The sequence below is a fragment of the Micromonospora sp. DSM 43699 genome, from assembly GCF_055517075.1.
In genome coordinates, this window is sequence record NZ_JBTMMT010000016.1 from 74,742 (window position 1) to 96,968 (window position 22,227).

At 72.5% G+C, this 22,227-nt stretch carries 20 protein-coding genes; 16 read left to right on the forward strand and 4 right to left on the reverse strand.

All coding sequences use genetic code 11. From position 1 onward, the window contains the following. Positions 1-147: 147 nt before the first annotated feature. The 9 genes from AC0AIB_RS11250 to AC0AIB_RS11290 are packed head-to-tail and all read left to right on the forward strand — an operon-like array spanning position 148 to position 10,562. Positions 148-1,416 carry an ABC transporter substrate-binding protein gene (locus AC0AIB_RS11250; RefSeq protein ID WP_328347908.1) on the forward strand — a complete coding sequence of 423 codons (1,269 nt, stop codon included), beginning with the start codon at positions 148-150 and terminating at the stop codon, positions 1,414-1,416. A gap of 3 nt (positions 1,417-1,419) precedes the next feature. Next, entirely contained in the window at positions 1,420-2,391 is a 972-nt protein-coding gene (locus tag AC0AIB_RS11255) for a carbohydrate ABC transporter permease (protein WP_328347906.1), read from the forward strand. After that, positions 2,391-3,218, forward strand: coding sequence for a carbohydrate ABC transporter permease (locus AC0AIB_RS11260; protein WP_328347904.1), 828 nt, complete (start codon positions 2,391-2,393; stop codon positions 3,216-3,218). Before AC0AIB_RS11255 ends, AC0AIB_RS11260 begins: the two co-directional genes overlap by 1 nt. 1 nt (position 3,219) lies before the next feature. Next, positions 3,220-4,458: a mandelate racemase/muconate lactonizing enzyme family protein gene (locus AC0AIB_RS11265; RefSeq protein WP_465096555.1), complete on the forward strand. Its 1,239-nt coding sequence runs from the start codon at positions 3,220-3,222 to the stop codon at positions 4,456-4,458. A gap of 23 nt (positions 4,459-4,481) precedes the next feature. Continuing rightward, on the forward strand, positions 4,482-5,507 hold the full coding sequence (locus tag AC0AIB_RS11270) for a zinc-dependent alcohol dehydrogenase (RefSeq protein ID WP_328347900.1): 1,026 nt from the start codon (positions 4,482-4,484) through the stop codon (positions 5,505-5,507). Next, a complete protein-coding gene (locus AC0AIB_RS11275) occupies positions 5,504-6,265 on the forward strand; it encodes an SDR family NAD(P)-dependent oxidoreductase (protein ID WP_328347898.1) in 762 nt (253 codons plus the stop codon). The genes AC0AIB_RS11270 and AC0AIB_RS11275 overlap by 4 nt, the downstream gene beginning before the upstream one ends. Continuing rightward, on the forward strand, positions 6,262-7,134 hold the full coding sequence (locus AC0AIB_RS11280; protein WP_465096556.1) for an amidohydrolase family protein: 873 nt from the start codon (positions 6,262-6,264) through the stop codon (positions 7,132-7,134). The genes AC0AIB_RS11275 and AC0AIB_RS11280 overlap by 4 nt, the downstream gene beginning before the upstream one ends. Next, positions 7,131-8,114, forward strand: a complete 984-nt coding sequence (locus tag AC0AIB_RS11285) for an aldo/keto reductase (protein WP_328347894.1) — start codon at positions 7,131-7,133, stop codon at positions 8,112-8,114. Before AC0AIB_RS11280 ends, AC0AIB_RS11285 begins: the two co-directional genes overlap by 4 nt. Before the next feature lie 51 nt (positions 8,115-8,165). Further along, on the forward strand, positions 8,166-10,562 hold the full coding sequence (locus tag AC0AIB_RS11290) for an RICIN domain-containing protein (RefSeq protein ID WP_328347892.1): 2,397 nt from the start codon (positions 8,166-8,168) through the stop codon (positions 10,560-10,562). Positions 10,563-10,657: 95 nt separating this feature from the next. Here AC0AIB_RS11290 and AC0AIB_RS11295 read toward each other — a convergent pair whose 3' ends face one another. Continuing rightward, on the reverse strand, positions 10,658-12,355 hold the full coding sequence (locus tag AC0AIB_RS11295; protein WP_465096557.1) for a tetratricopeptide repeat protein: 1,698 nt from the start codon (positions 12,353-12,355) through the stop codon (positions 10,658-10,660). A gap of 334 nt (positions 12,356-12,689) precedes the next feature. Between AC0AIB_RS11295 and AC0AIB_RS11300 the strand changes: the two genes are divergently transcribed. Beyond that, positions 12,690-14,228: a ricin-type beta-trefoil lectin domain protein gene (locus AC0AIB_RS11300; RefSeq protein WP_328347888.1), complete on the forward strand. Its 1,539-nt coding sequence runs from the start codon at positions 12,690-12,692 to the stop codon at positions 14,226-14,228. 119 nt (positions 14,229-14,347) lie between these two features. Continuing rightward, complete coding sequence (locus AC0AIB_RS11305) at positions 14,348-15,148, forward strand: alpha/beta hydrolase (RefSeq protein ID WP_328347886.1); 801 nt, start codon at positions 14,348-14,350, stop codon at positions 15,146-15,148. A 68-nt stretch (positions 15,149-15,216) separates the two neighbouring features. On the opposite strand, the gene AC0AIB_RS11310 is transcribed toward AC0AIB_RS11305, so the two are convergent. Continuing rightward, entirely contained in the window at positions 15,217-15,582 is a 366-nt protein-coding gene (locus tag AC0AIB_RS11310) for a Rossmann-fold NAD(P)-binding domain-containing protein (RefSeq protein WP_328347884.1), read from the reverse strand. Between the two features lie 60 nt (positions 15,583-15,642). Here AC0AIB_RS11310 and AC0AIB_RS11315 point away from each other — a divergent pair, with 60 nt between their 5' ends. Further along, entirely contained in the window at positions 15,643-16,065 is a 423-nt protein-coding gene (locus tag AC0AIB_RS11315; RefSeq protein ID WP_465096570.1) for a TetR/AcrR family transcriptional regulator, read from the forward strand. Between the two features lie 24 nt (positions 16,066-16,089). Then, positions 16,090-16,959 (forward strand): LLM class F420-dependent oxidoreductase, encoded by an 870-nt coding sequence (locus AC0AIB_RS11320; protein WP_465096558.1) that lies wholly within the window; start codon positions 16,090-16,092, stop codon positions 16,957-16,959. Between the two features lie 156 nt (positions 16,960-17,115). Here the strand turns inward: AC0AIB_RS11320 and AC0AIB_RS11325 are convergent, their stop codons facing one another. Together AC0AIB_RS11325 and AC0AIB_RS11330 are read right to left on the reverse strand one after the other, a co-directional pair. Next, positions 17,116-18,765 (reverse strand): amidase, encoded by a 1,650-nt coding sequence (locus AC0AIB_RS11325; protein WP_328347880.1) that lies wholly within the window; start codon positions 18,763-18,765, stop codon positions 17,116-17,118. Next, complete coding sequence (locus AC0AIB_RS11330) at positions 18,765-19,064, reverse strand: hypothetical protein (protein ID WP_465096559.1); 300 nt, start codon at positions 19,062-19,064, stop codon at positions 18,765-18,767. The genes AC0AIB_RS11325 and AC0AIB_RS11330 overlap by 1 nt, the downstream gene beginning before the upstream one ends. 232 nt (positions 19,065-19,296) lie before the next feature. On the opposite strand from AC0AIB_RS11330, the gene AC0AIB_RS11335 reads away from it, so the two are divergent. From AC0AIB_RS11335 to AC0AIB_RS11345, 3 genes are all read left to right on the forward strand, one after another. Continuing rightward, the gene (locus AC0AIB_RS11335) at positions 19,297-20,577 is read left to right on the forward strand and encodes an MFS transporter (RefSeq protein WP_465096560.1); all 1,281 of its coding nucleotides are present in this window, start codon (positions 19,297-19,299) and stop codon (positions 20,575-20,577) included. Between the two features lie 350 nt (positions 20,578-20,927). Next, the gene (locus AC0AIB_RS11340) at positions 20,928-21,101 is read left to right on the forward strand and encodes a hypothetical protein (protein ID WP_328347875.1); all 174 of its coding nucleotides are present in this window, start codon (positions 20,928-20,930) and stop codon (positions 21,099-21,101) included. Continuing rightward, on the forward strand, positions 21,098-22,120 hold the full coding sequence (locus tag AC0AIB_RS11345; protein ID WP_328347874.1) for a glycosyltransferase family 4 protein: 1,023 nt from the start codon (positions 21,098-21,100) through the stop codon (positions 22,118-22,120). The genes AC0AIB_RS11340 and AC0AIB_RS11345 overlap by 4 nt, the downstream gene beginning before the upstream one ends. The last annotated feature ends 107 nt before the right edge of the window (positions 22,121-22,227 follow it).

The following is a 22,227-nucleotide window of genomic DNA, read 5'->3' on the forward strand; positions in this document are numbered from 1 at the left end:
CCCTCCACTGACTCCCGCGGACCGCGCCACGACCTACCTGCCGCGAATTCTACGTCTTGGTGTTGACGTCATACGTCATACGAGTTACCTTTCCGTCAATTCATGCCTCCCGATCAGTGTGGCAGGCGGAGCCGAAGGATGGCAGCGATGAAGCAGCGAACAGTGTGGTCGGCCGTGCTCGTGGCGACGCTGGCGCTGGCCGGCTGCGGGAGCGCCGGCGGATCCCGCTCCTCGCCGGGTGGTTCCGAGGGAAAACTGGTGGTCTGGGACTGGAAGTCCGGTGAGCCGACCGCCGCCGCCTACCTGCAGAAGGCGAAGGCCGACTTCGCCAGGAAGCACCCCGACGTCACCGTCGAGTTCGTCGCCCAGCCCTTCGAGCAGTACTACACCCTGCTCGGCACGGCGATCCAGGCCGGCAAGGGACCCGACGTGATGCTGTTCAACGGCGGCGGCCAGATCCGGGACCGGGCCGACGCGCTGCTGCCGCTGGACGACTACCTGGCCGAGGACCGGCAGCGGCTCACCGGCTGGGAGGCGTTCACCAAGGACGGCAAGACCTACGCCGGCCCGGTGACCCTCCAGGGCCACCCGATCTACTACAACCGGACGCTCTACGAGAAGGCCGGCCTCGACCCCGCCAACCCGGCCACCACCTGGCCGCAGTTCGTCGCCAACTGCGCGACCCTCACCAAGCAGACCGGCGCGAAGTGCCTCGCCCTCGGCAACAAGGAGGGCTTCGGCATCCAGTTCTTCCTCTCCGCCTTCGGGACCGGGGTGTTCACCCCGCAGGAGCAGGACGACTGGATCGCCGGCAAGCGGGACTGGACCTCGCCGCACGTCAAGCGGATCTTCGCGCTCTGGAAGGAGACCCAGGACGCCAAGCTGAACAGCGACGGGGCGAACTCGACGGCGATGTTCAACGACTCCTTCGCGATCTTCCAGTCCGCGAAGGCCGCCCACGTCATCGGGCTGATGTCGGACGTGGGCCACTGGAAGGACTTCAGCGAGTTCGTGACGGCCGAGAAGCTGGGCGTGATGCGCGCCCCGGTCGTCGTACCCGGCGCCGTCCCGAACCTGCCCTTCGACGGCGGCATCGGCTACGGGGTCGCCAAGTGGACCAAGGACCCCAAGGTCGCCGCCGACCTGGTGCGTTCGCTGACCTCGACCGACGCGCTGAAGTCCTTCTACGCCGATGCCGGCGCGATCGCCGCCGACACCACCATCGACGTGTCGCAGGGCGGGCCGGCGGTGACCACCATCGTCGCCGACCTCAAGACCGGCAAGCCCGCCCTGCACGTGGCGCTCTCCTCGAAGACCCTGGACCTGATGGGCCGACTCTCCCAGCAACTGCTGAGCGGTTCGGTCTCCGTCGACGAGGCGGTGAAGCAGTTGGCCGCCTCCGATCAGGCCGGCTGACCGGTGCCGGTCGACGAGGCGATGCCGTCGGTCCGCCCGGCCCCGGCCGGACGGACCGACGGGACACCACCACGGCAACGCGTACCCCGTGATCGGGCCGCCCCGCGCGGTGGCCGGCGCGCTGAGCGCCTCGCCCCCTACGTGCTGCTGGCCCCGGCCCTGCTGATCCTGCTGCTGCTGCGATTCTGGCCGCTGCTGCTGGGGGTCAACTTCTCCTTCACCGGCGACGGCGACCGCGACGGGCTGATGGTCGGCTTCGACAACTACCTGGAGCTGTTCCGGGATCCGCTGTTCCGGGGCGCGCTGCGTAACGTCGGCCTGCTCGTGCTGCTGCTGCCGGTGGCGGTGGCCATTCCCGGACTGCTCGCCACCTTTATCTACCTGCGGGTACCCGGGCACCGGCTGTACCGCAGCGTCTACTTCTTTCCCGCCGTGTTGTCCCCGGTCATCGTCGGCGCGATCTTCAATCTGCTGCTGGCCTTCGACGGCCCGTTCAACGCCCTGCTCGGTGGCGTCGGCCTCGGCCCGGTGGACTGGCTCGGCGACCCGGACGTGGCGATGTTCGTGGTGGTCGGGGTGCACATCTGGGCGACCTTCGGGATGGCGCTCGTGGTGTTCCTCGCCGGTTTCGCCACCCTGGACGCCTCGTTGCTGGACGCCGCCCGGGTGGACGGCGCGTCGCTGCCCCAGACCATCCGGCACGTGATCGTCCCCAGTCTCTCCCGGACCATCCAGTTCGTCTTCGTCACCACGATGATCGGGATGCTGACCTCCATGTTCGGCCTGCTCTACGTGATGACCAGCGGCGGCCCGGAAGGCTCGACCTACCTGCCGGAGTACTACATCTGGTTCCAGCAGGGACAGCTGAACCGTCCCGCGCTCGCCTCGGCCGCCTCGACGGTGCTCTTCCTCATCATGCTCGTGGTGGGGCTGTTGCAGATCAGCCTGCTCCGGCGGGCGGTGAGGGAGGCGTGATGTCCCACGTCCGGTGGGGCCGGTGGCTGGTCGCCGTCCCGATGGCCGTGCTGGCCCTGGCGACCGTCTACCCGCTGGTCTTCACCGTCAACGTGGCGATGAAGACCAGGCGTGACTACATTCTCGACCGGTTCTCGCTGGCGGACGCCCTGCACTGGGAGAACATCGCCACCGCGTGGAACAGCGTGGGGATGGCCCGGTACCTGGTCAACTCGACGGTCGTGGTGGCGGTCTCGGTCGTCCTGCTGCTGCTGTTCGGGTCGATGGCCGGCTTCGCGCTGAGCCAGTTGCGCTTCCGGGGCTCGTCGGTGCTCTTCCTGTGCTGCCTCGCGGCGCTCTTCGTCCCGTTCCAGGTGATCATGGTGCCGCTGGCCCGGATCATGGGGGACACCGGCCTGGTCGACACCTACCCCGGGCTCGTCCTCGCCTACGTGGCGCAGTTCCTGCCGTTCACGATCTTCCTGATGACCAGCTACTACAAGACCATCCCGACCGAGATCATCGACGCCGCCCGGATCGACGGCAACGACGTCTACGGCGTCTACCGACGGATCATGCTGCCGCTGGGCACCCCGGCGCTGCTGTCGGTCGGCATCCTCAACGCCCTGTTCTGCTGGAACGACGTGCTGATCTCGTTGCTGCTGATGCCCTCGGCCGACCATCGCACCCTGATGGTCGGGGTGACCTCGCTACGGGGGCAGTACTCCGACGACATCCCCACCTTCGCCTCGGGGGTGCTGATCGCCGCGATACCCGTGCTGGTGATCTACCTCTTCCTCCAGCGCCAGATCGCCGACGGTGTCGCCGCCGGTGCCACGAAGGGCTGACATGCGGATCACCGGATACCGGACCCTGACCACCGTCCAGGAGTGGGGGCGTCCCGTCGGCGACGCCAACGGCGTCTTCACCGACGGGGTGACCACGGTGCCGATCATCGTGGTCGAGACCGACGAGGGCATCACCGGGGTCGGCCTCGGCCCGCACGCGGACGTCGAACGGATCTTCGCGGCGATCGACGGCGAGGACCCCCGCGCCGTGACCACCCTCTACGACCGGATGCTGCGGCAGACCTTCAAGGCGGGCCACGCCGGATCGGTGTTCGGCACCATCGGGGCGCTGGACACCGCGCTGTGGGACATCAAGGCCCAGGCGGCGGGTCAGCCGCTCTGGCGGCTGCTCGGCGGACGCGACCGGCGGGTGCCCGCGTACGCGTCCGGCCTGGACATCGGCCTGGACGACGACGAACTCGCCGCGGCCTACGCGGTCTACGCCCGGCACGGGCTGCGGGCCGCGAAGCTCAAGGGCGGCCTCGACATCGAGCGGGACCGGCACCGGCTGCACCTGGTCCGGGACGTGTTGACCGAGGCCGGGCGGGGACAGCGGCCCGGCCTGATGCTCGACGTGAACGAGGCCTGGACCCGCAAGCAGGCCGTCCGGCACGTCTGCGAGCTGGAACGCACCCTGGACCTCGTCTGGATCGAGGAACCCGTCCGCCGGTGGGACGCCGAGGGCCTGGCCGTGGTCGGGCGCGGAATCCGGGCCTCGGTCGCCACCGGGGAGAACCTCACCGGCCTCGAACAGTACCGGCCACTGATCGCCTCGGCGGCGGTCGACGTCGTACAGATGGCCGCGGTGTGGGGGGTGACCCACTTCCTGCGGGTGGCCGCCCTGGCGCACGCCTACGACCTGCCGGTCAGCCCGATCGGCAACAGCCCGGTCGGGCTGCTGCACGCCGCCACGTCGGTGCCGAACCACCTGGTCAGCGAGCTACAGGACCTCCAGCCACCGGTCGGGCTCACCCGGGACCTGCACGTCGAGGACGGCGCGTTCGTCCTCGGCGACGCACCGGGGCTGGGTGTCACGCTCGCCGAGGAGGAGATCCGGAGCTATCCGCGTCGCACGGACGTGCCGACCCCCGAGGGCCCCAACGTACGGCCGGAACGTGCCGGCCGCCGGTTGCTGGCGGTGCCCGACCAGGCGCCCGCCGGGCCGGGACGGTACGTCGCCCCGCTGCCCGGTGCCTCCGCGCACCACCACGACGGACTTCCGAACGCCGTCCGGCACTGACTCCGACCCCCGAGGGAGTACGCATGAAGGCAGTGGTCTACCGAAGCGCGCGGCACCTGGAGGTCGAGCGGCGCGCTCCGGAGCCGCCCGGGCCCGGCCAGCTGCGGATCGCGGTGGCCTACACCGGGATCTGCGGCACCGACCTGCACGTCTACCACGGCGACATGGACGCCCGGGTGGGCGCGTCGGCGGTGATCGGGCACGAGATGTCCGGGCGGGTCGCCGAGGTCGGCGCGGGCGTCACCGACCACGCCGTGGGTCAGCCGGTCACCGTGATGCCCACCCGCTTCTGCGGCCGGTGCGCCGCCTGCCGGCGCGGCGACTCGCACATCTGCCACGCGATGAACTTCCTCGGCGTGGACTCCCCGGGTGCCATGCAGTCCTCCTGGACGGTCCCGGCCGACCTGGTGGTGCCGCTCCCCGCCGAGCTGCCCCTCGACGAGGCCGCCCTGGTGGAACCGGTCGCGGTCGCCGTGCACGACGTACGTCGGGGCCGGGTGACCGACGCCGACCAGGTCGTCGTGGTCGGTGGCGGGCCGGTCGGCGTGCTCATCGCCACCGTCGCCCGGCAGCGTGGCGCGCGGGTCCTGCTGGTCGAGCCGGACCCGTTCCGCCGGTCGGTGGCCACCGCTGTCGGCATCGACGCCGTGGACCCGAAGGACACCGACGTGGTGGCCTTGGTGAACGAGCGCACCGACGGTGCGGGGGCTGACGTGGCCTTCGAGGTCTCCGGCTCCGCCGCCGGTGTCGGCACCGCCGTCGACGTGCTGACCACCCGGGGCCGGCTGGTCATGGTGGCGATCCATCCGCAGCCCCGACCGGTGAACCTGCACCGGGTCTTCTGGCGCGAACTGGAACTGCTCGGCGCCCGGCTCTACCAGCGCGAGGACATGGTGGAGGCGGTCCGGCTGGTCGCCTCCGGGGCGATCCCGGCCCGGCAGCTCATCTCCCGGGTGGTGCCGGTGGACGAGGCGGCGTCCGCCTTCACCGCCCTGGAGGGCGGCGGCGTGATGAAGGTGCTGCTCGACCTGCGGGAGGCGGACCGATGAGCGGCCTGTTCGACCTGTCCGGCCGGACCGCAGTGGTGACCGGTGCCCGCCGGGGCATCGGGCTGGCCATGGCCGAGGCGCTGGCCGTCGCCGGCGCCGACATCGTCGGCGTGTCGGCCCAGCTGGAGGCCACCGGCAGCGAGGTGGAGCAACGGGTACGCGCGGCGGGCCGCCGCTTCACCGCCCTGCGCGCCGACCTGGCCGACCGCGCCGCGGTACGCCGACTCGTCGGGGACCTGCACGACCTCGGCCCGGTCGACATCCTGGTCAACAACGGCGGCACCATCGCCCGCGCCCCGGCGGCGGAGCACCCCGACGAGATGTGGGACCACGTCATCGAGGTGAACCTGACCAGCCAGTTCGTGCTGAGCCGGGAGATCGGCCGGGGAATGGTGGAGCGGGGACGCGGGAAGATCATCTTCACCGCGTCGCTGCTCAGCTTCCAGGGCGGCATCACCGTTCCCGGCTACGCCGCCTCGAAGTCCGGCCTCACCGGGCTCACCAAGGCGCTGGCCAACGAGTGGGCGGCACACGGGGTCAACGTCAACGCCATCGCCCCGGGCTACATCGCCACCGACAACACCCGGGCGCTGCGCGACGACCCGGAGCGCGACCGGGCCATCCTCGCCCGGATCCCGACCGGCCGGTGGGGAGACGCCGACGACCTGGCCGGCGCGACGGTGTTCCTGGCCGCACCGGCGTCGGACTACGTCAACGGCATCGTGCTGCCCGTCGACGGCGGGTGGTTGGGCCGATGACCGCGCCGTCCGGACGCTCCGACATCGTCGACGCCCACCACCACCTCTGGGTCCGGTCCCGGCACCCGCAACCCTGGATCGACCCGGCCACCATGGCGGCGATCGACGCCGACTTCACCCCGGCCGACCTCGCCCGGGTGGCCCGCGCCGCCGGGGTCGCCGGGTCGGTGGTGGTGCAGGCCAACTCCACCGAGGCGGAGACGGTGGACCTGCTCGGCACCGCCGCCGACGACACCCTGGTGCGGGGGGTCGTCGGGTGGCTGGACGTCACCGCCGACGACGTCGTCGACCGGTTGGCCCGGCTGCGGGCCGCCCGGGGCGGCGACCTGCTGGTCGGCATCCGGTACTCCGTCCAGGACGAGCCCGACCCGACGTTCCTCGACCGGGCCGACGTGCGGCGGGGGATCGCGGCGGTGGGCGCCGCCGGGCTCGCCTTCGATCTGCTGGTCCGGCAGCACCAGCTCGGTGCGGCCGGCCGGGTGGCGCGCGACCTGCCCGAGGTGCGGTTCGTCCTGGACCACCTCGGCAAGCCCGCGCTGGGCGGGCCGGACCTCGCCGGCTGGGCCCGCGACCTGCACGCCCTCGCCGCCTCGACCAACACCACGGCGAAGCTGTCCGGGCTGGTCACCGAGGTGCAGCGGTCATCCTGGACCCCTGACGACCTCCGACCGGCCGTCGACCACGCGCTCGACGCGTTCGGTCCGGACCGGTTGATGTTCGGCTCCGACTGGCCGGTGTGCCTGCTCGCCAGCTCCTACGACCGCTGGGTCGACACCCTGGCGGGCTTGTTGGACCCGCTCGGCCCCGACGAGCGGGCGGCGATCTGGCGGCACACCGCCCGGCGGGCGTACCGGCTGGAGGCGTCGTGAGAGCACACGCGTTGCCACGTCGACCGGCGGTACGCCTCACCGAGCTGGGGTTCGGCGGGGCGCAGGGCGGCAACCTCTACCGGGCCACCACCGACGAGGAGTTCGCCGCCGCGATCGACACCGCGTGGGAGGGCGGCCTGCGCTACTACGACACCGCGCCGCACTACGGGCTCGGGCTGTCCGAGCGGCGGATCGGCGCGGCCCTGCGTACCCGGCCCCGCGACGAGTACGTGGTGTCGACGAAGGTGGGTCGGCTGCTCGTACCGTCGCCGCAGGACGGTCACCGGCGCGACCCGGAGGGCTTCGACGTGGCCGCGGACCACCGGCGGGCCTGGGACTTCTCCCGTGACGGGGTACTCCGCTCGCTGGAGTCCAGCCTGGAACGCACCGGCCTGGACCGGGTGGACGTGGTCTACCTGCACGACCCCGACGACCACTGGGAGCAGGCCGCCACCGAGGCGGTGCCCGCCCTGGTGGAGCTGCGCGACCAGGGCGTGGTGGGTGCGATCGGCGCCGGCATGAACCAGTCCCACCTGCTGACCCGGTTCGTCCGGGAGACCGACGTCGACGTGGTGATGTGCGCCGGCCGGTACACCCTGCTGGAACAGGGTGCGCTGGCCGACCTGCTGCCCGCCGCCGAGGAGCGGGGCGTCGGCGTGGTGATCGCCGGGGTCTACAACTCCGGCCTGCTGTCCCGGGACCGGCCACCGGCCGACGCGACCTACAACTACCAGCAGGCGCCGCCGGAGCTGATCGAGCGGGCCCGGCGGATCGCCGACGTCTGCCAGTCGTACGGCGTCACCCTGCCCCAGGCGGCGCTCGCCTTCGTCCGGTCACATCCCGCAGTCGTCTCGACGGTCGTCGGCCTGCGCAGCGACGCGCAGGTGGCGCAGACCCTGGCCCGCGCGAACGCCGACGTCCCGGCGGCGCTGTGGCCGACCCTGCGGGCAGCCGGTCTGCTCACCCCGGTCGCGGCATGATTCCACCACGGCCGGGTTCCACCACCCCCCACCACGATAGGAGTCCCACCCGTGTCCGTCCCGACATCCCCCAGCGGGCGTAGGCAGGCGCTGGCCGGCCTGGCCGCCTCGGCGGTCGCCGCCGCGGTCGCCGTGGTCGCCTCGGCCAACCCCGCCCTCGCCGCCACCACCACGCTCTACGCGTCCCCCTCCGGCAGCGGCACCGCCTGCTCCGCCAGCCAGCCGTGCGCGCTGACCGAGGCGCAGAACGCGGTCCGCTCCCTCAACACCTCGATGTCCGGCGACATCGTCGTCGAGCTGGCCGACGGCGTCTACCGGCTCGGCGCGCCGTTCCGGCTCACCGCCGCCGACTCCGGCACCAACGGCTACACCGTGACGTGGCGGGCCGCCGCGTCCGCGCGCCCGGTGATCAGCGGGGCCCGGGCGGTCACCGGCTGGTCGCTGGTCGACTCCGGAAAGAACATCTGGCGGGCCAACGTGCCCGCCGGGATCGACAGCCGGCAGCTCTACGTCAACGGCGCGGTCGCCACCCGGGCGCGGACCGCCGTCAACCGGGCCGACTTCACCTTCACCACCAGCGGCATGCGGTTCAGCAACGGCGCGTTGAGCTACCTCAACAACCTGGGCAACCAGAACCGGGTCGAGGTGGAGAGCGTCGGCTCGTTCACCGACAGGTACTCGCCGGTGCAGAGCATCAGCGGCAACTTCCTGACCATGCAGCAGCCGGCCTGGAACAACAACACCTTCGGCTTCGACACCCTGTCCAAGCCGCACCGGGCCGGGGCGTTCTACCTGGCCAACGCGTACGAGTTCCTGGACAGCCCGGGGGAGTGGTACCTGAACCCGGGCAGCGGGCAGCTCAACTACATCCCGCTGGCCGGGCAGAACATGAGCAGCGTCAGCGTGGAGCTGCCGCAGTTGCAGTCGCTGGTGAACGTCGGCGGCAGCTACGACGCCCCGGCGCACCACATCGCGTTCAGCGGGATCACCTTCACCGGCACCAGCTGGCTCGGCCCGAGCAGCAGCAACGGCTTCGCCGACCAGCAGACCGGCGCGCACATCGTCGGCACCTGGGCCCGTCCGGCCGACGCGCTGACCTCCTGCCAGGAGGGTTGCCCGCTGTTCGAGGCCACCCGGCCGAGCTGGGCCCAGATGCCGGCCGCCGTGCAGGTCTCCGCCGCCAACACCATCACCTTCAGCGACTCGCAGTTCGTCAACCTGGGGCAGACCGCCATCGGCATCGGCAACGACGCCAACGCGCACGCCAGCGGGGTCGGCCTGGGAGCCAGCAACATCACCGTCACCCGTTCCGAGATCGCCCGCAACTCGGCAGGCGGTGTCGTGGTCGGCGGTGTCCGCGCCGACGCCCACCACCCGAGTGACCAGCGGATGGTCAACCGGAACATCACCATCAGCAACAACCGGGTGCACGACCTGGGCCTGGAGTACCGGGGCGTGGTCTCGATCCTGACCACCTACGTCAACACCTCGCTGGTGTCGCACAACGAGGTCTACAACATGCCGTACACCGGGCTGTCGGTCGGCTACGGCTGGGGTGCCAACGACGCGGGCGGCAGCAACCACTACGCCAACCGCGGGCTGTACAACTACCAGCCGCGCTACTCGACGGCGACCACCGCGGCCAACAACCAGGTCATCGGCAACTACGTGCACGACGTGATGCAGCAGATGACCGACGGCGGCTGCATCTACACGCTGTCGGCCAACCCTGGCGGGACCATCAACGAGAACTACTGCCTGCGCACCAACGGCTGGTTCGGGCTCTACTTCGACGAGGGCTCCCGCTACTACACCGCCCGCAACAACGTGTTCTCCTCCACCGGCACCTGGGCCACCGCCAACTACTGGTACGCCGAGAACATGGGCAACTTCACCGTCACCAACAACTGGTCGACAAACAACAGCACCAACGTGACCAACGGTGACCGGGGCAACGTCGTCAACAACAACACCGTGGTCAGCAACAACAACTGGCCCTCGGGCGCGCAGACCGTCATCGCCAACGCCGGGGTGCAGGGCACCACCAACCCGCCGGCGCAGGGCGTGCAGCTCGTCGGGGTCCAGTCCGGCCGCTGTGCCGAGGTCACCGGCTCCAGCACCACCAACGGCACCCAGGCCCAGCTCTGGGACTGCACCGGCGCGACCAACCAGCGGTGGACCCAGACCGCCAGCCGGCAGTTGATGGTCTATGGCAACAAGTGCCTGGACGCCTCCGGGCAGGGCACCAGCAACGGCACCAAGGTGGTGATCTGGGACTGCAACGGCGGCACCAACCAACAGTGGAACGTCAACGCCAACGGCACGATCACCGGCGCGCAGTCCGGGCTCTGCCTGGACGCGAACGCCGCCGGTACGGCCAACGGCACCAAGTTGATCCTCTGGGCCTGCAACGGCGGCACCAACCAGCAGTGGAGCCTGCGCAGCTGACCGGTCGGCCATCGGGGTGGGGGGGGGGGGGGCGGCCCCCCCCCCCCCCCCCCCCCCCCCCGACGTCGTTGCCCACCCGGGCCACGTGCGGCCGGTCAGGAGGTGCGACGGCGGCAGCGGGCGAGTGCGGTGCGCAGGTCGCGACGCAGTGACCGGTCCAGGTCGGGCGCGTCGAGCGCGTCGGTGAAATCCCGGGCGGCCTCGTCCCAGCGGCCGAGCCGGACCAGCGCGGTGCCCCGGTTGTAGCGGGGCACCGGCGCCGCCGACAGCGCGACCGCCCGGTCCAGGTCGGCCACGGCGGCGGCCACCTCGCCCCGGTCGAACCGGACGGCGGCCCGGTTCGTCCACGCCTCGACCAGTTCCGGATCGCCGGCCAACGCCCGGCTGAACAGCTCCTCGGCCTCGGCCGGACCACCGCGCTCCGAGCGGATCAGCCCGAGGGTGCACAGCAGGACGGGCTCGTCCGGGGTCAATGCCAGCCCGGCCCGCGCCCCCGCCTCGGCGACGTCGAGCGCACCCCGGCCGAGGTGCAGGTTGACCAGGGCGATCCGGGCGTCGAGGTGCCCTGGATCGATGCCGAGCACCCGTTCCAGGTCGTCGCGGGCCCGCCCGGTGCGGCCCCGCTCCTGGTGCAGCACCGCCCGGTTGAAGTAGGCCTCCGGCAGGTGCGGCCCGAGGCGGATCGCGGCACCGTGGTCCCGGATCGCGGCCCGGTGCCGCCCGGCCGCCCGGTGCAGGGCGGCCCTGTCCACGTAGTACTCGCAGTTGTCGGGGTCGTGGCCGATCACGGTGTCGAGCTCGGTCAGGGCCCGCTGCGGATCGCCCAACGCCAGATAGAGCTGGGCCCGGTTGTGGCGCAGCCGGGCCAGGTCCTGGGGACGTTCACCGGGGGCGAGCACCGCCGTCAGCCGGGCCAGACCGTCGTCGATCAGCCGGAGCGCCCGCTCCGGCTCGCCCGCCCGGCTGTCCAGTAGGGCCAGGCCCTGCTCGTAGAAGACTGTCGACAGCACCCGCTGCCGGTGGTCGGCCACCGTGCGGGCGAGCCGGAGCGCCTGCTCCAGCCAGTGCCTGGCCCGCGCCGGGTCCTGCGCGGCGGCGGGCAGGTGCCGGGCGTACAGCATGGCGGTGGCGTACGCGGCCGACATGGTGATCTTGGGGTCGTCGGTGCTGGCCCGCGCCTCGTGATAGAGGTCGAGCGCCTCGGTGGCCTGGTCCAGCGCCGCCAGGGCGGTGGCCAGGCCGGTGGTGAACGCCCACCAGTGCGGCAGGTCGTCGGCCGGGGTGACCAGGGTGCGTCCGTGCCGGGCGGTGCGGGCAGCATGGTGGTAGAAGCCGCCGGCCAGGCTCTCACCGAGGGCGGTGCGCAGGGCCGCCGGGGTCGGGTCGACCGCCGGCCGGGCCGGGCCGTCGTCGCGCAGCTCCAGCCGCACCGGGTACGCCCCGAGCCGGCCGGCCAGCGAGCCCAGCAGCTCCCGGGTGGTCTCGTCGGCGGCACCGACGTGCGCGAACCGGAGCGTGACCGGGCGTCGGAGGGTGCCCGCCCAGGCCGCCACGAACTCGGTCGCGCCGTAGGCCAGGGCGGCGGTGCGCCGGGCGGGATGGAACCGGATCGGCTGCTCCTCGGCGGCGGTGCGCCTGCCCGCGTCGAGCCGGGGCGCGATGGCCCGCAACTCGACCCGGTGCCGGGCGGCCAACCGGGGGCGGTCGGCGGCGATCCGGCCGAGGAGGTCGGCCACTCCGGCGTACGGCCCGTGGTCGCGGTGGCAGTCGTACGGCGGTGGCTCGCCGCTCATGGCTGGGCCGGGGCTCCGGAGGGCGGGCGCCCGGGGGCGCCCGCCGGGCCGGTAGTTACCAGCACCACTCGATCCAGAGCCGGCGGGCGCCGGACACCAGACGCAGTGCGCGCGTACGACGGATGGTCATCTTCTTCATGGGCACCTCCGTGGTCGTCCACTCCGGACTGCGGAGAGCCTAGTGCCGATCAAGGGAAATGCGAAGGGGGTTCGTGACCGCGCGGTCGACCGGTGGCCCGGCCGGGCGCTGGCGCATTGACAGATGCGCATCAATTGGTAGAGATTGTTGCCTGAGAGCGCTCTCACATCTGTCGAAACCCTTGGAGGGTGCAGAATGATCCGTCACCTGGGTGCCGTTCTCGGGGCCGCGACGCTTGTCGGCACGCTGGCCGCCGCGCCGGCCGGGGCCGCGCCGATCGGCGCACCACCCGCCCCGGTCGTACCGGCCGCTGTCGACCCGTCCGCCGGACTCCCCGCCGGGCAGCGGGCTGCGCTGCGTCGGGACCTCGGGCTGACCGACGAGCAGCTCCGCCTCCGCACGGTCGTCGAGGCCGGTGCACCGTCGACCGTGCGTCGGCTCCAGGCCGAGCTGGGCACCGCGTACGGCGGGTCCTGGATCGCGGCGGACGGGAGCACCCTGGTGGTCGGGGTGACCACGGCCGCCGACGCCGCCCGGGTCCGCCGTGCCGGCGCCCACCCGCAACTGGTCCGGCGGAGCCTGGCCGAACTGGACCGGGCCAGGACCACCCTCGACCGGGCGGCCGGCCTGGCCGGCCCGGCCGTGCACTCGTGGTATGTGGACCAGGCGAGCAACAGTGTGGTGATCCAGGCCGCCGGCACCGCCCCGGCCCGGGCGTTCGCCCAGGCCACCGGCACCGCCGACGCGGCCCGTCCGGTCGCTGTCGCGCAGCCGTACCGCCCGGTCTACGACATCCGGGGCGGCGACCAGTACGTCATCAACAACAACGTGCTCTGCTCGGTCGGCTTCGCCGTCGCCGGTGGCTTCGTCACCGCCGGGCACTGCGGCGGGGCGGGCAGCACCACGAGCGGCAGCGGCGTCGCGCAGGGCACCTTCCGGGGCTCGTCCTTCCCGGGTAACGACTACGCCTGGGTGCAGACCAACTCCTCGTGGGTGGCCACGCCCACGGTGAACACCTACAACGGCGGCACGACCTCGGTGGCCGGTTCGGCGGAGGCGGCCGTCGGCAGTTCGGTCTGCCGGTCCGGCCGGACCACCGGCTGGCGGTGCGGCACGATCACCGCCCGGGACGTCACGGTCAACTACTCCGGTTCCCTGGTGTACGGCCTGGTGGCGAGCAGCGCGTGCGCCCAGCCCGGCGACTCCGGCGGCGCGTTCGTCTCCGGCAACCAGGCGCAGGGCGTCACCTCCGGCGCGGGTGGCGACTGCAACTCCGGTGGCACCACGGTCTACCAGCCGGTCAACGAGATCCTCGGCGCGTACGGGCTGTCGCTGACCACCACCGGCGGTGGCGGGGCCGGCCAGCTCGTCGGGTACGCCGGCAAGTGCATCGACGTGCCCAACTCCAACGGCGTCGACGGTCAGTACCTGCAACTGTGGACCTGCAACGGCACCGACGCCCAACGCTGGACCTTCGCCGGCGACGGCACGGTCCGGGCGCTCGGGCTGTGCATGGACGTGGCCTGGGGCTCGACCGCCAACGGGGCGGTCGTCCAACTGGCCAGGTGCAGCGGCAACCCGGCCCAGCAGTTCGTCCTCAGCGGGGCCGGTGACCTGGTCAATCCGCAGGCCAACAAGTGTGTCGACGTGCAGGGCGCGAACAGCGCGGACGGTGCCCGGCTGGTCATCTGGGAGTGCACCGGCGGGGCCAACCAGAAGTGGCGGCGCGGCTGACCGACCCGGGCGCGGGGCGGGCTACGACCGGGTCGCCCGCCCGCGCGCCGTCGGTGCCACCGGTTAGCATTGCCGGAGCGTCGCGTGCCGGTGGCGGACGGATCGTCAGGCATGGAGGCGTGGTAGCGAAAGGTGGCACTGCCATCTCGCCAGCCCAGGCAACAATCTCCGAGCGGATCACGGTCTATCCGGCCGACGACCGTTTCACAGGCCCCCGGCCGGCCGTACTGGTCCTCCCCGGCGGCCGCTTCCGGGAGCTTCCCCCGCACGAGGGTGAGGGCTATGCCCGCTGGCTGGCCGGCATCGGGCTGCACGCCTTCGTCCTCGAATACCGGCTGTTGCCCGACCGGTTCCCCGCACCGTTGCAGGACGCCCGAGCCGCGCTGGCCTATGCCAGACACGGCGCCCACGGGCTCGACACCGGTCCGGTCGGCGTCATCGGCTCCAGCGCCGGCGGGCAGTTGGCCGGGCTGCTGATGACCGGCACGGTGCTGTCGATCGAGACCGGCGTCGTCGACCCGCCGCGCCCGGACTTCGCGATCCTGGCGTACGCCCTGGCCGACCTGGATCTGCTTCCCCCGCCGGCGGTCGAGGGGCTGCTGGGCGAGCTGATCCCGATCAAGGACGAGCTGTCACCGGCCAGGCAGGTGGACTCGACGGTGTGCCCGACGTTCGTGTGGGCGGCCGCCCAGGACCCGCCGGGGGTCCCCAACGCCCTGGAGTGGGCCCGGGTGCTCGTGGCCGCCGGGGTACCTGTCGAACTGCACATCTACCCGCGCGGCGGCCACGGCATCGGGCTGGCCGACGGCGTCGCGTACGGGGGCCGGAGCCACCCCTTCATCGCCCACGACCCGCACACGGCGACCTGGACCGACGCGTGTGAGGCGTGGCTGCGGGCCGAGGGTTTCCTGACGCCCTGACCGGCCCGTTCCCCGGGGCGGGGAACCGCGCCAGACGCGCCGTGGGACGCCCGGACACTGTGGACCCGTCAGGTCGGTGAGGTGGTGCGGTCGGGGGTGGGGTGGGGGCCGCCGGGCAGCCGGTCCCGGCAGAAGTCCCGGAACGACCGGGGTGGGCGGCCGGTCACGTCCGCGACGGTGCTTGTGGTCCGGTCCTCCGCGCCGGCCGCGATCGCCGTGTCCAGGCTCGCGAGGAACCGGGCGAAGTCGGGCGGCAGGCCGTTGACCTCGTGGTACGCCGTGAGTTCTGCCGCGCTGACGGCCCGGTGCCGGACCGGTCGGCCGCCGGTGTCGGTGAGGACGGCGGCGACGTCGGCGTAGCTCAGGCGTTCGGGGCCGGTGACGAGGTGCTCGGTGTCGTGTGACGTCGGGTCGGTGAGGGCGCGGACCGCCACCTCGGCGATGTCGGCCGGATCGACGAAGCCGCCGACGCGGCACGAAATCAGGCGGCCGTACTGGCCGCCGCAGGTCGGTTGTTCGATGCCGCGACCGACCCCGACCAGGTCTCGATGGACGACATCGCCGCCGCCGCCGGAGTGGGCAAGGGCACGCTGTTCCGCCGCTTCGGCGACCGGATGGGGCTGCTCCGGGCCCTGTACGCGCAGCGCGGCGACCAGTTGCGGGCGGCGCTGACCACCGGGTCGTACGAGCAGTGGCACGTCCTGCTGGTTGCTCTGGTCACCGAGGCGCGCGGCCCCGAGTCGGCGGACTACCTGGCCCACGCTCTGTTGGCGGCCGTCCGCAGCGACCTGGTGGAACACCTGCGGGACTGGCCCGACGAGCGCTGGGAGGCGGGGTTGGCCGCCCTGACCCACGCGGTGCTGGACGGTGACGCGTCGCCGACGGCAGCCGGGGCGGACGGCCCCGTACGCCACTAGGATCGGTGCGGAGGTGGGCGAGGCATGAGACTCGGACTGCACTACTGGAACTACTCGACCCCGGCCGATCCGGCGGCGATCGCACCGACCCTGATCGAGACCGCGACGATCGCGGAAGAGGCAGGGGTCGCGTCGTTCACCGTGATGGACCACTACTTCCAGATGGAGGCGATGGCCCCGGCCGAGGAGCCGATGCTGGAGGCGTACACGACGCTGGGTTTCGTCGCGGCGCGGACCTCGCGGATGACGCTCGGTGTGCTGGTCACCGGCGTGATGTACCGCTACCCGGGGCTGCTCGCCAAGATCGTGACCACCCTGGACGTGCTCTCCGGCGGCCGGGCCCGGCTCGGCATCGGCGCGTCCTGGTACGAGCGCGAGCAGCACGGCCTCGGGGTGCCGGTGGTGCCGGTGGCCGAGCGGTTCGAACGGCTGGAGGAGACGCTGCGGATCTGCAAGCAGATGTGGAGCGACGACAACGGGCCGTTCGAGGGTCGGCACTACCGGCTGGCCGAGACGCTCAACTCGCCGCAGCCGCTGCGACGGCCCCACCCGCCCATCATGATCGGCGGCAGCGGCGAGAAGAAGACCCTGCTGCTGGTGGCCAGGTACGCCGACGCCTGCAACCTGTTCGGCAGCAGCCCCGCCGAGGTGGCGCACAAGCTCGACGTGCTGCGCGGGCACTGCGCCGCCGAGGGCCGCGACTACGACGCCATCGACAAGACGGTGATCGTGATGCGACCGCCGCTGGCCGACGTGGACGGATTCCTTGCCGAGGTGGCCGCGTATGCCGCGCTCGGGGTGACCGAGGTGCAGGTCACCCCGGACCGGCACCCGGTGGAGTTCACCCGGCGGGTCGCCGACGAGGTGCTGCCGAAGCTGACCACGATCGGCTGAGATCGGTCGCCATCGGTCGACCTGGCCCGCCGGGTGCCGCTGCCGGCGATCCGGCCGGGCGGGATGCGCTGGTGGCGGCACGTCCGCCCGCCGGCTGTGGTCCGCCGCCGGGTGCCGTCCGCCCGCCGGTGAGCCGGCGGGCGGACGACCTGACGGTCACTGGCTGAGCTGGGCTACCTCGTCGGCGGAGAGCCGCAGGCCGGCGGGGGCCGCGCTGCGCCCCACCACCGACGGTGCGGCCGGTGGGTTGGCCGGTCGCCGCAGGTGCCAGTCGGTGACCGCCTGGTAGGCGGCGACCACCGACAACAGCCGGTCCTCGCCGTACGGCAGGCCGCCGAGGATGGTGCCGATCGGCAGGCCCGCGCCGGTGAACCCGATCGGGAAGCCGATCTCGGGCAGGCCGAGGATGTCGAACGGCACCGGGCCGGTCTGCACCACCACGTCGCAGCCGGCGAAGAGCTGGTCGAGCACCCGTTCCATCAACAGCAGCTTGGCCCGCTGGCCGGTGATGAACTCACCGCTGCCCAGCAGCGCGCCCTGCAACCAGCCGGTCACCGACACCCCGAAGCCACGCAGGTCGGTACGCAGGTAGGGCATGAAGGGCTCGGTGCGCTCCGGCAGCCGTACGTTGTTGAAAGCGCTGCCGGTGAGCAGGTCCCACTCGTCGGGCAGCGGCACGTCGACCACCGTCGCGCCGGTGATCGCGGCGAGCTTCGCCAGGTACGCCTGCCGGGCCAGCGCGGTCTCCGAGGTGCCGGCGGTGAAGCCGGGCAACACCCCGATCCGGGTCTTCCACCGCAGCTTGAGCTTGCCGCCCTGGTAGGTCGGGGTGGCCGCGTCGATCAGCTTCGGCACCTCGGGCAGACCCTGGCTGCGCGGGTCGGCCGGGTCCTCGCCGGCCATCGCGGTGAGCATGATGGCCGCGTCCTTGGCGTCGCGGGCCAGTGGGCCGGGGTGGTCGCGGGTGTAGCTGAGCGGGATGATCCCGTGCAGCGACACCCGGCCCATCGTCGGCTTGAGCCCGGTGAGGTTCTGCGCGTTGGACGGCGCGGTGATCGAGCCACCGGTCTGGGTGCCGGTGCCGGACGCGGCGAGCCGTGCCGCCACGGCGGTGGCGGTGCCGGTGGACGACCCGCCCGGGTCGGTGCGCGGGTCGGCGGGGGTCCAGGCGTTGACCGTGGTGACCACCCCGGCGGGGGTGGTGGCCCGGGTGGTGGCCAGCGGGCCCATCTGGGTCTTGCCCAGCACGATCGCCCCGCCGCCGGTGACCAGCCGGGTCACCGCCGTGGCGTCGTACGGTGGCCGGAAGTCGGCGAACAGGTACGAGCTGGCGGTGGTCGGCACCCCGGCGGTGTAGTAGTTGTCCTTGATGGCCAGCGGGATGCCGTGCAACGCGCCCCGGTGTGGCTTCTTCGCCATCGCCCGGGCCGCCTTGACCGCCTGGTCGGCGAGCACCAGGTTGAACGCCTGGTAGGTCGGCTCGTACGTGGAGATCCGGGCCAGGTACGCCTCGACCAGCTTCTCGGGGGTGAGCTTGCCTGCCCGGATCAGCCAGGCCGCCTCGGCGACGGTCAGCTCGGTCGGGTCGGCCACCGCCTCCGGACGCGGCTTGACGTAGGCGTTCGGCACGGCCAGCGCGGGATTGTAGCGACCAACCGGAACGGCCGATGTTCGGGTGCTGCCGGCCGCCGAGGCCACGGCGGGCAGCCCGACGACGCCGCCGACGGCCGAGGCGGTGGCCAGCGCGGCGGTCCGGGCGAGGAAGGCGCGACGGTCGACGCCGCGGTCGGCAGGTGCTGTGCTCATCACTTCCGCCATTCCGTGCTGATCGAGGGGTAGAGCATCGGCGCGGGCTGCTGGGACAACGCCTTCGCCACGGCCGGGTCGGTGCCGGCAGGGGCGGGCAGCTGGTAGGCGGCGAGCGTGCCCACCGTGCTGCGGACGAAGGAGCGCAGCGAGGCCAGGACGGAGTCCCGGCCGGGGGAGCCGGTCTGCGGGTCGGCGGTGGTGCCGGGCGGGAGCTGGTCGAGATCGATGCCGAGCGACGCGAGCCGGGCGCGGATGAGGACGTCCAGCTCGGCGTCGGTCGGTGGGGTGGGGGCCATGACGCTCCTTGAGGGGTGGGCGACGATGACCCACTGTCGAGCCGGATCGTGTCACGGGCGTGACAAGTTGATCTCGACGCGGTGAAGCCACGCAGGTCAATGCCGCTGTGAGACCTCTCGACGTCGGCCGGCCCAGCCTCCGCCATCGACAGATCGATCCGCCGTACCCCGCCGGCCGACGTTGTTGGTTAGGGTGCGCGGGTCGGTCACGCGTCTGCTCCAGAGGGAGATCATGTTCGCCCCGCTGCGGTACGCCGCCTTCCGATACCTGGCCGCCGGCCGGCTGGTCAACATGGTGGGCAACGCGGTCGCCCCGGTCGCGCTGGCCTTCGCCGTGCTCGACCTGACCGGGTCGGTGCGGGACCTGGGTCTGGTCGTCGGCGCGCGATCGCTGATGAACGTGCTGTTCGTGCTCTTCGGCGGCGTGCTGGCCGACCGGGTCCCGCGTCGGCTGGTGCTGGTCGGCTCCAACCTGCTCGGTGCGCTGACCCAGGCCACGGTGGCCACCCTGGTCCTCACCGGCACGGCGACGATCCCTCTGCTGCTGGCGCTCGGTGCGGCCAACGGGGTGGTGAGCGCACTGGCCCAACCCGCATCGGCCGCCGTGACACCGCAGACCGTGCCGGCGGAGCTGATCCAGCCCGCGAACGCGATCCTCCGGCTCGGCATGAACACCGGCATGATCGGCGGCGCGGCGCTCGGTGGCCTGCTGGTCGCCGCGGTCGGGCCCGGCTGGGGTCTCGCCGTCGACGCGTTCACCTTCGCCGTCGCGGCGGTGGCCTTCACCGGGGTCCGGGTCCCCGCCGCGCGGGCCGGCGCCGCCCGGATGGGCATCGTCGCCGATCTGCGGGAGGGGTGGTCCGAGTTCGTCGCGCGGACCTGGGTCTGGGTGGTGGTGCTCGGCTTCATGGTGCTCAACGGGACGCTCGCCGGTGGGGTGAACGTGCTCGGTCCGGCCGTCGCCGACGGCACGATCGGCCGCAGCGGCTGGGGCCTGGTGCTGGCGGCGCAGACCGTCGGGATGGTCGTCGGCGGCGTCGTCGCGCTGCGCATCCGGGTACGCCGACTGCTGCTGCTCGGGGTGGCCTGCATGTTCGCCGAGTCGGCGCTCCTGCTGGGGCTGGCCCTGAAACCGACCATCGGGGTGCTGGTGGCGGCCGGGGTGACGGTCGGGATCGCCGTGGAGCAGTTCTCGGTGGCCTGGGAGACGTCGATCGCGCAGCACATCCCGGCCGACCGGCTGGCCCGGGTCTACTCGTACGACATGTTGGGTTCGTTCGTGGCCATCCCGCTGGGCCAGGTGACGGTCGGGCCGGTCGCTGCGGCGATCGGCACCCGCGACACGCTGCTGATCCTCGCGGCGGCGGTCGCGCTGGCCGTGCTGGGCATGCTGGCCAGTCGGGACGTCCGCCGGTTGGAGGCGGGGGGCGACGCCCGACCCACCGCCACCCCGTCACCCGGATCGGGTGACGGCGCGACGACCGGATCCGCCGAACCGGCCGCCTCCGCCTGACACGGACGGAGTGTCCAGGCACCTGTCGGGTCACCCGGGGCGGTGGTTCGCCGGCCACCATGGTGTCTTCCTGCCGGATGAGGCGTACGGTGGCGTTGTCGCTCGGGTCCCCGGTGGCCCCGCCAGTTCGCCGTAGCCGGCCTGACGGGCCTGATCCATGATGATCACCGCGACGACGTCCTCCGCGTTCCGGCCGCCCGGCGGCCGGCACCGTCGTCACGCGGACCTGTCACCCCGCCCCCGCCCGGCCGGCCGACGTGACACCCGTACCAGCGAGGACGGCCGTCACGCCCCCTTCCGCACGCCGAAGGGTCCACGAACACCCCCACGGCTTCATGAGGGAGCACCCGATGAGGATCGCCAGGCACCGGATCGTCGAAGCCCTACGGGAGCGGGGCCAGCCGGCCAGAGCCACCTGGGTCGAACGGGAACTACCGGAGTGGGTCGACCCGGCCAAGCACGTCGGTCTCCTCGCGACCCTGCGACTCGATCCGGCCGCGCTCGCCGACGCGCCGTCCCCGTGAGACTGGCCCTGCTCGGGCCGGTCGCCTGGCGGACCCCGCCGCACCACTACGGCCCCTGGGAGCAGGTGACCGGCCTGCTCGCCGAGGGCCTGACCACCCGCGGCGTGGACGTGACCCTCTTCGCGACGCTGGACTCGGTCACCTCCGCCGCTCTCGACGGGGTGTGCCCCCGCGGGTACGCCGACGACCCGTCGATGGACGGACGGGTCTGGGAGGCGATGCACGTCTCCCACGCGTTCGCCCGCGCGGCGGAGTTCGACCTGGTGCACAGCCACCTCGACTGGTTGCCGCTCGCCTTCGCCGAGCACTGCCGCGCACCGCTGCTCACCACAGTCCACGGTTTCTCCGGCGCCGGCATCCTGCCCGCGTACGCCCGGGCCCGCTCGTCGTACGTGTCGATCTCCGACGCGGACCGGGCCGCCGGGCTCGACTACGTCGCGACCGTGCACCACGGGGTGGACCTCACCGCGCTGCCGTTCAGCCCGCAGGCCGGCCCGGGGCTGGTCGTCTTCGGCCGGATCCACCCGGACAAGGGCACCCACACCGCCATCGAGATCGCCCGGCTGGCCGGCCGGCCCCTGACCATCTGCGGCATCGTGCAGGACGAGCGGTACTTCGCCGAACAGGTGGCCCCGCACATCGACGGCGAACAGGTCGTCTTCCTCGGCTCGGTGGGCCCCCGCCGCCGCGCGGAGATCCTCGGCGTCAGCGCCGCCCTGCTCCACCCGATCGCCTTCGACGAGCCGTTCGGACTGTCGGTGGTGGAGTCGATGGCGTGCGGCACACCCGTCGTGGCGTTCGCGCGGGGATCGATGCCGGAGGTCGTCGACGAGGGGGTCACCGGGTCGCTCGTGCACACCGTCGCGCAGGCCGCCGCCGCAGTCGCCGGGATCGGGCGAATCGACCGGGCCGGCTGCCGGGAACGGGCCCGGCTGCGCTTCGGCGCGGACCGGATGGTCACCGACTACCTGGCCGTCTACGAACAGCTCATCGGCTCGCCCCGGCGCGGAAGGCGCTGACCGGCCGACGTCCGCCGCCCGGCCGATCCCGTGCCCGGCCCACCTTTTTCCCCGGCGACACCCACCGGCCCGCGTCGCGCCCGTCACCCCGGGCAGTGGCCGACAAT

Bases quoted from the DNA above. Each gene is read 5' to 3' on its own strand.
- AC0AIB_RS11250 (WP_328347908.1), top strand. From the start codon at position 148: ATGAAGCAGCGAACAGTGTGGTCGGCCGTGCTCGTGGCGACGCTGGCG.
- AC0AIB_RS11260 (WP_328347904.1), top strand. From the start codon at position 2,391: ATGTCCCACGTCCGGTGGGGCCGGTGGCTGGTCGCCGTCCCGATGGCC.
- AC0AIB_RS11265 (WP_465096555.1), top strand. From the start codon at position 3,220: ATGCGGATCACCGGATACCGGACCCTGACCACCGTCCAGGAGTGGGGG.
- AC0AIB_RS11270 (WP_328347900.1), top strand. From the start codon at position 4,482: ATGAAGGCAGTGGTCTACCGAAGCGCGCGGCACCTGGAGGTCGAGCGG.
- AC0AIB_RS11275 (WP_328347898.1), top strand. From the start codon at position 5,504: ATGAGCGGCCTGTTCGACCTGTCCGGCCGGACCGCAGTGGTGACCGGT.
- AC0AIB_RS11280 (WP_465096556.1), top strand. From the start codon at position 6,262: ATGACCGCGCCGTCCGGACGCTCCGACATCGTCGACGCCCACCACCAC.
- AC0AIB_RS11295 (WP_465096557.1), bottom strand. From the start codon at position 12,355: ATGAGCGGCGAGCCACCGCCGTACGACTGCCACCGCGACCACGGGCCG.
- AC0AIB_RS11300 (WP_328347888.1), top strand. From the start codon at position 12,690: ATGATCCGTCACCTGGGTGCCGTTCTCGGGGCCGCGACGCTTGTCGGC.
- AC0AIB_RS11320 (WP_465096558.1), top strand. From the start codon at position 16,090: ATGAGACTCGGACTGCACTACTGGAACTACTCGACCCCGGCCGATCCG.
- AC0AIB_RS11325 (WP_328347880.1), bottom strand. From the start codon at position 18,765: ATGAGCACAGCACCTGCCGACCGCGGCGTCGACCGTCGCGCCTTCCTC.
- AC0AIB_RS11330 (WP_465096559.1), bottom strand. From the start codon at position 19,064: ATGGCCCCCACCCCACCGACCGACGCCGAGCTGGACGTCCTCATCCGC.
- AC0AIB_RS11335 (WP_465096560.1), top strand. From the start codon at position 19,297: ATGTTCGCCCCGCTGCGGTACGCCGCCTTCCGATACCTGGCCGCCGGC.
- AC0AIB_RS11340 (WP_328347875.1), top strand. From the start codon at position 20,928: ATGAGGATCGCCAGGCACCGGATCGTCGAAGCCCTACGGGAGCGGGGC.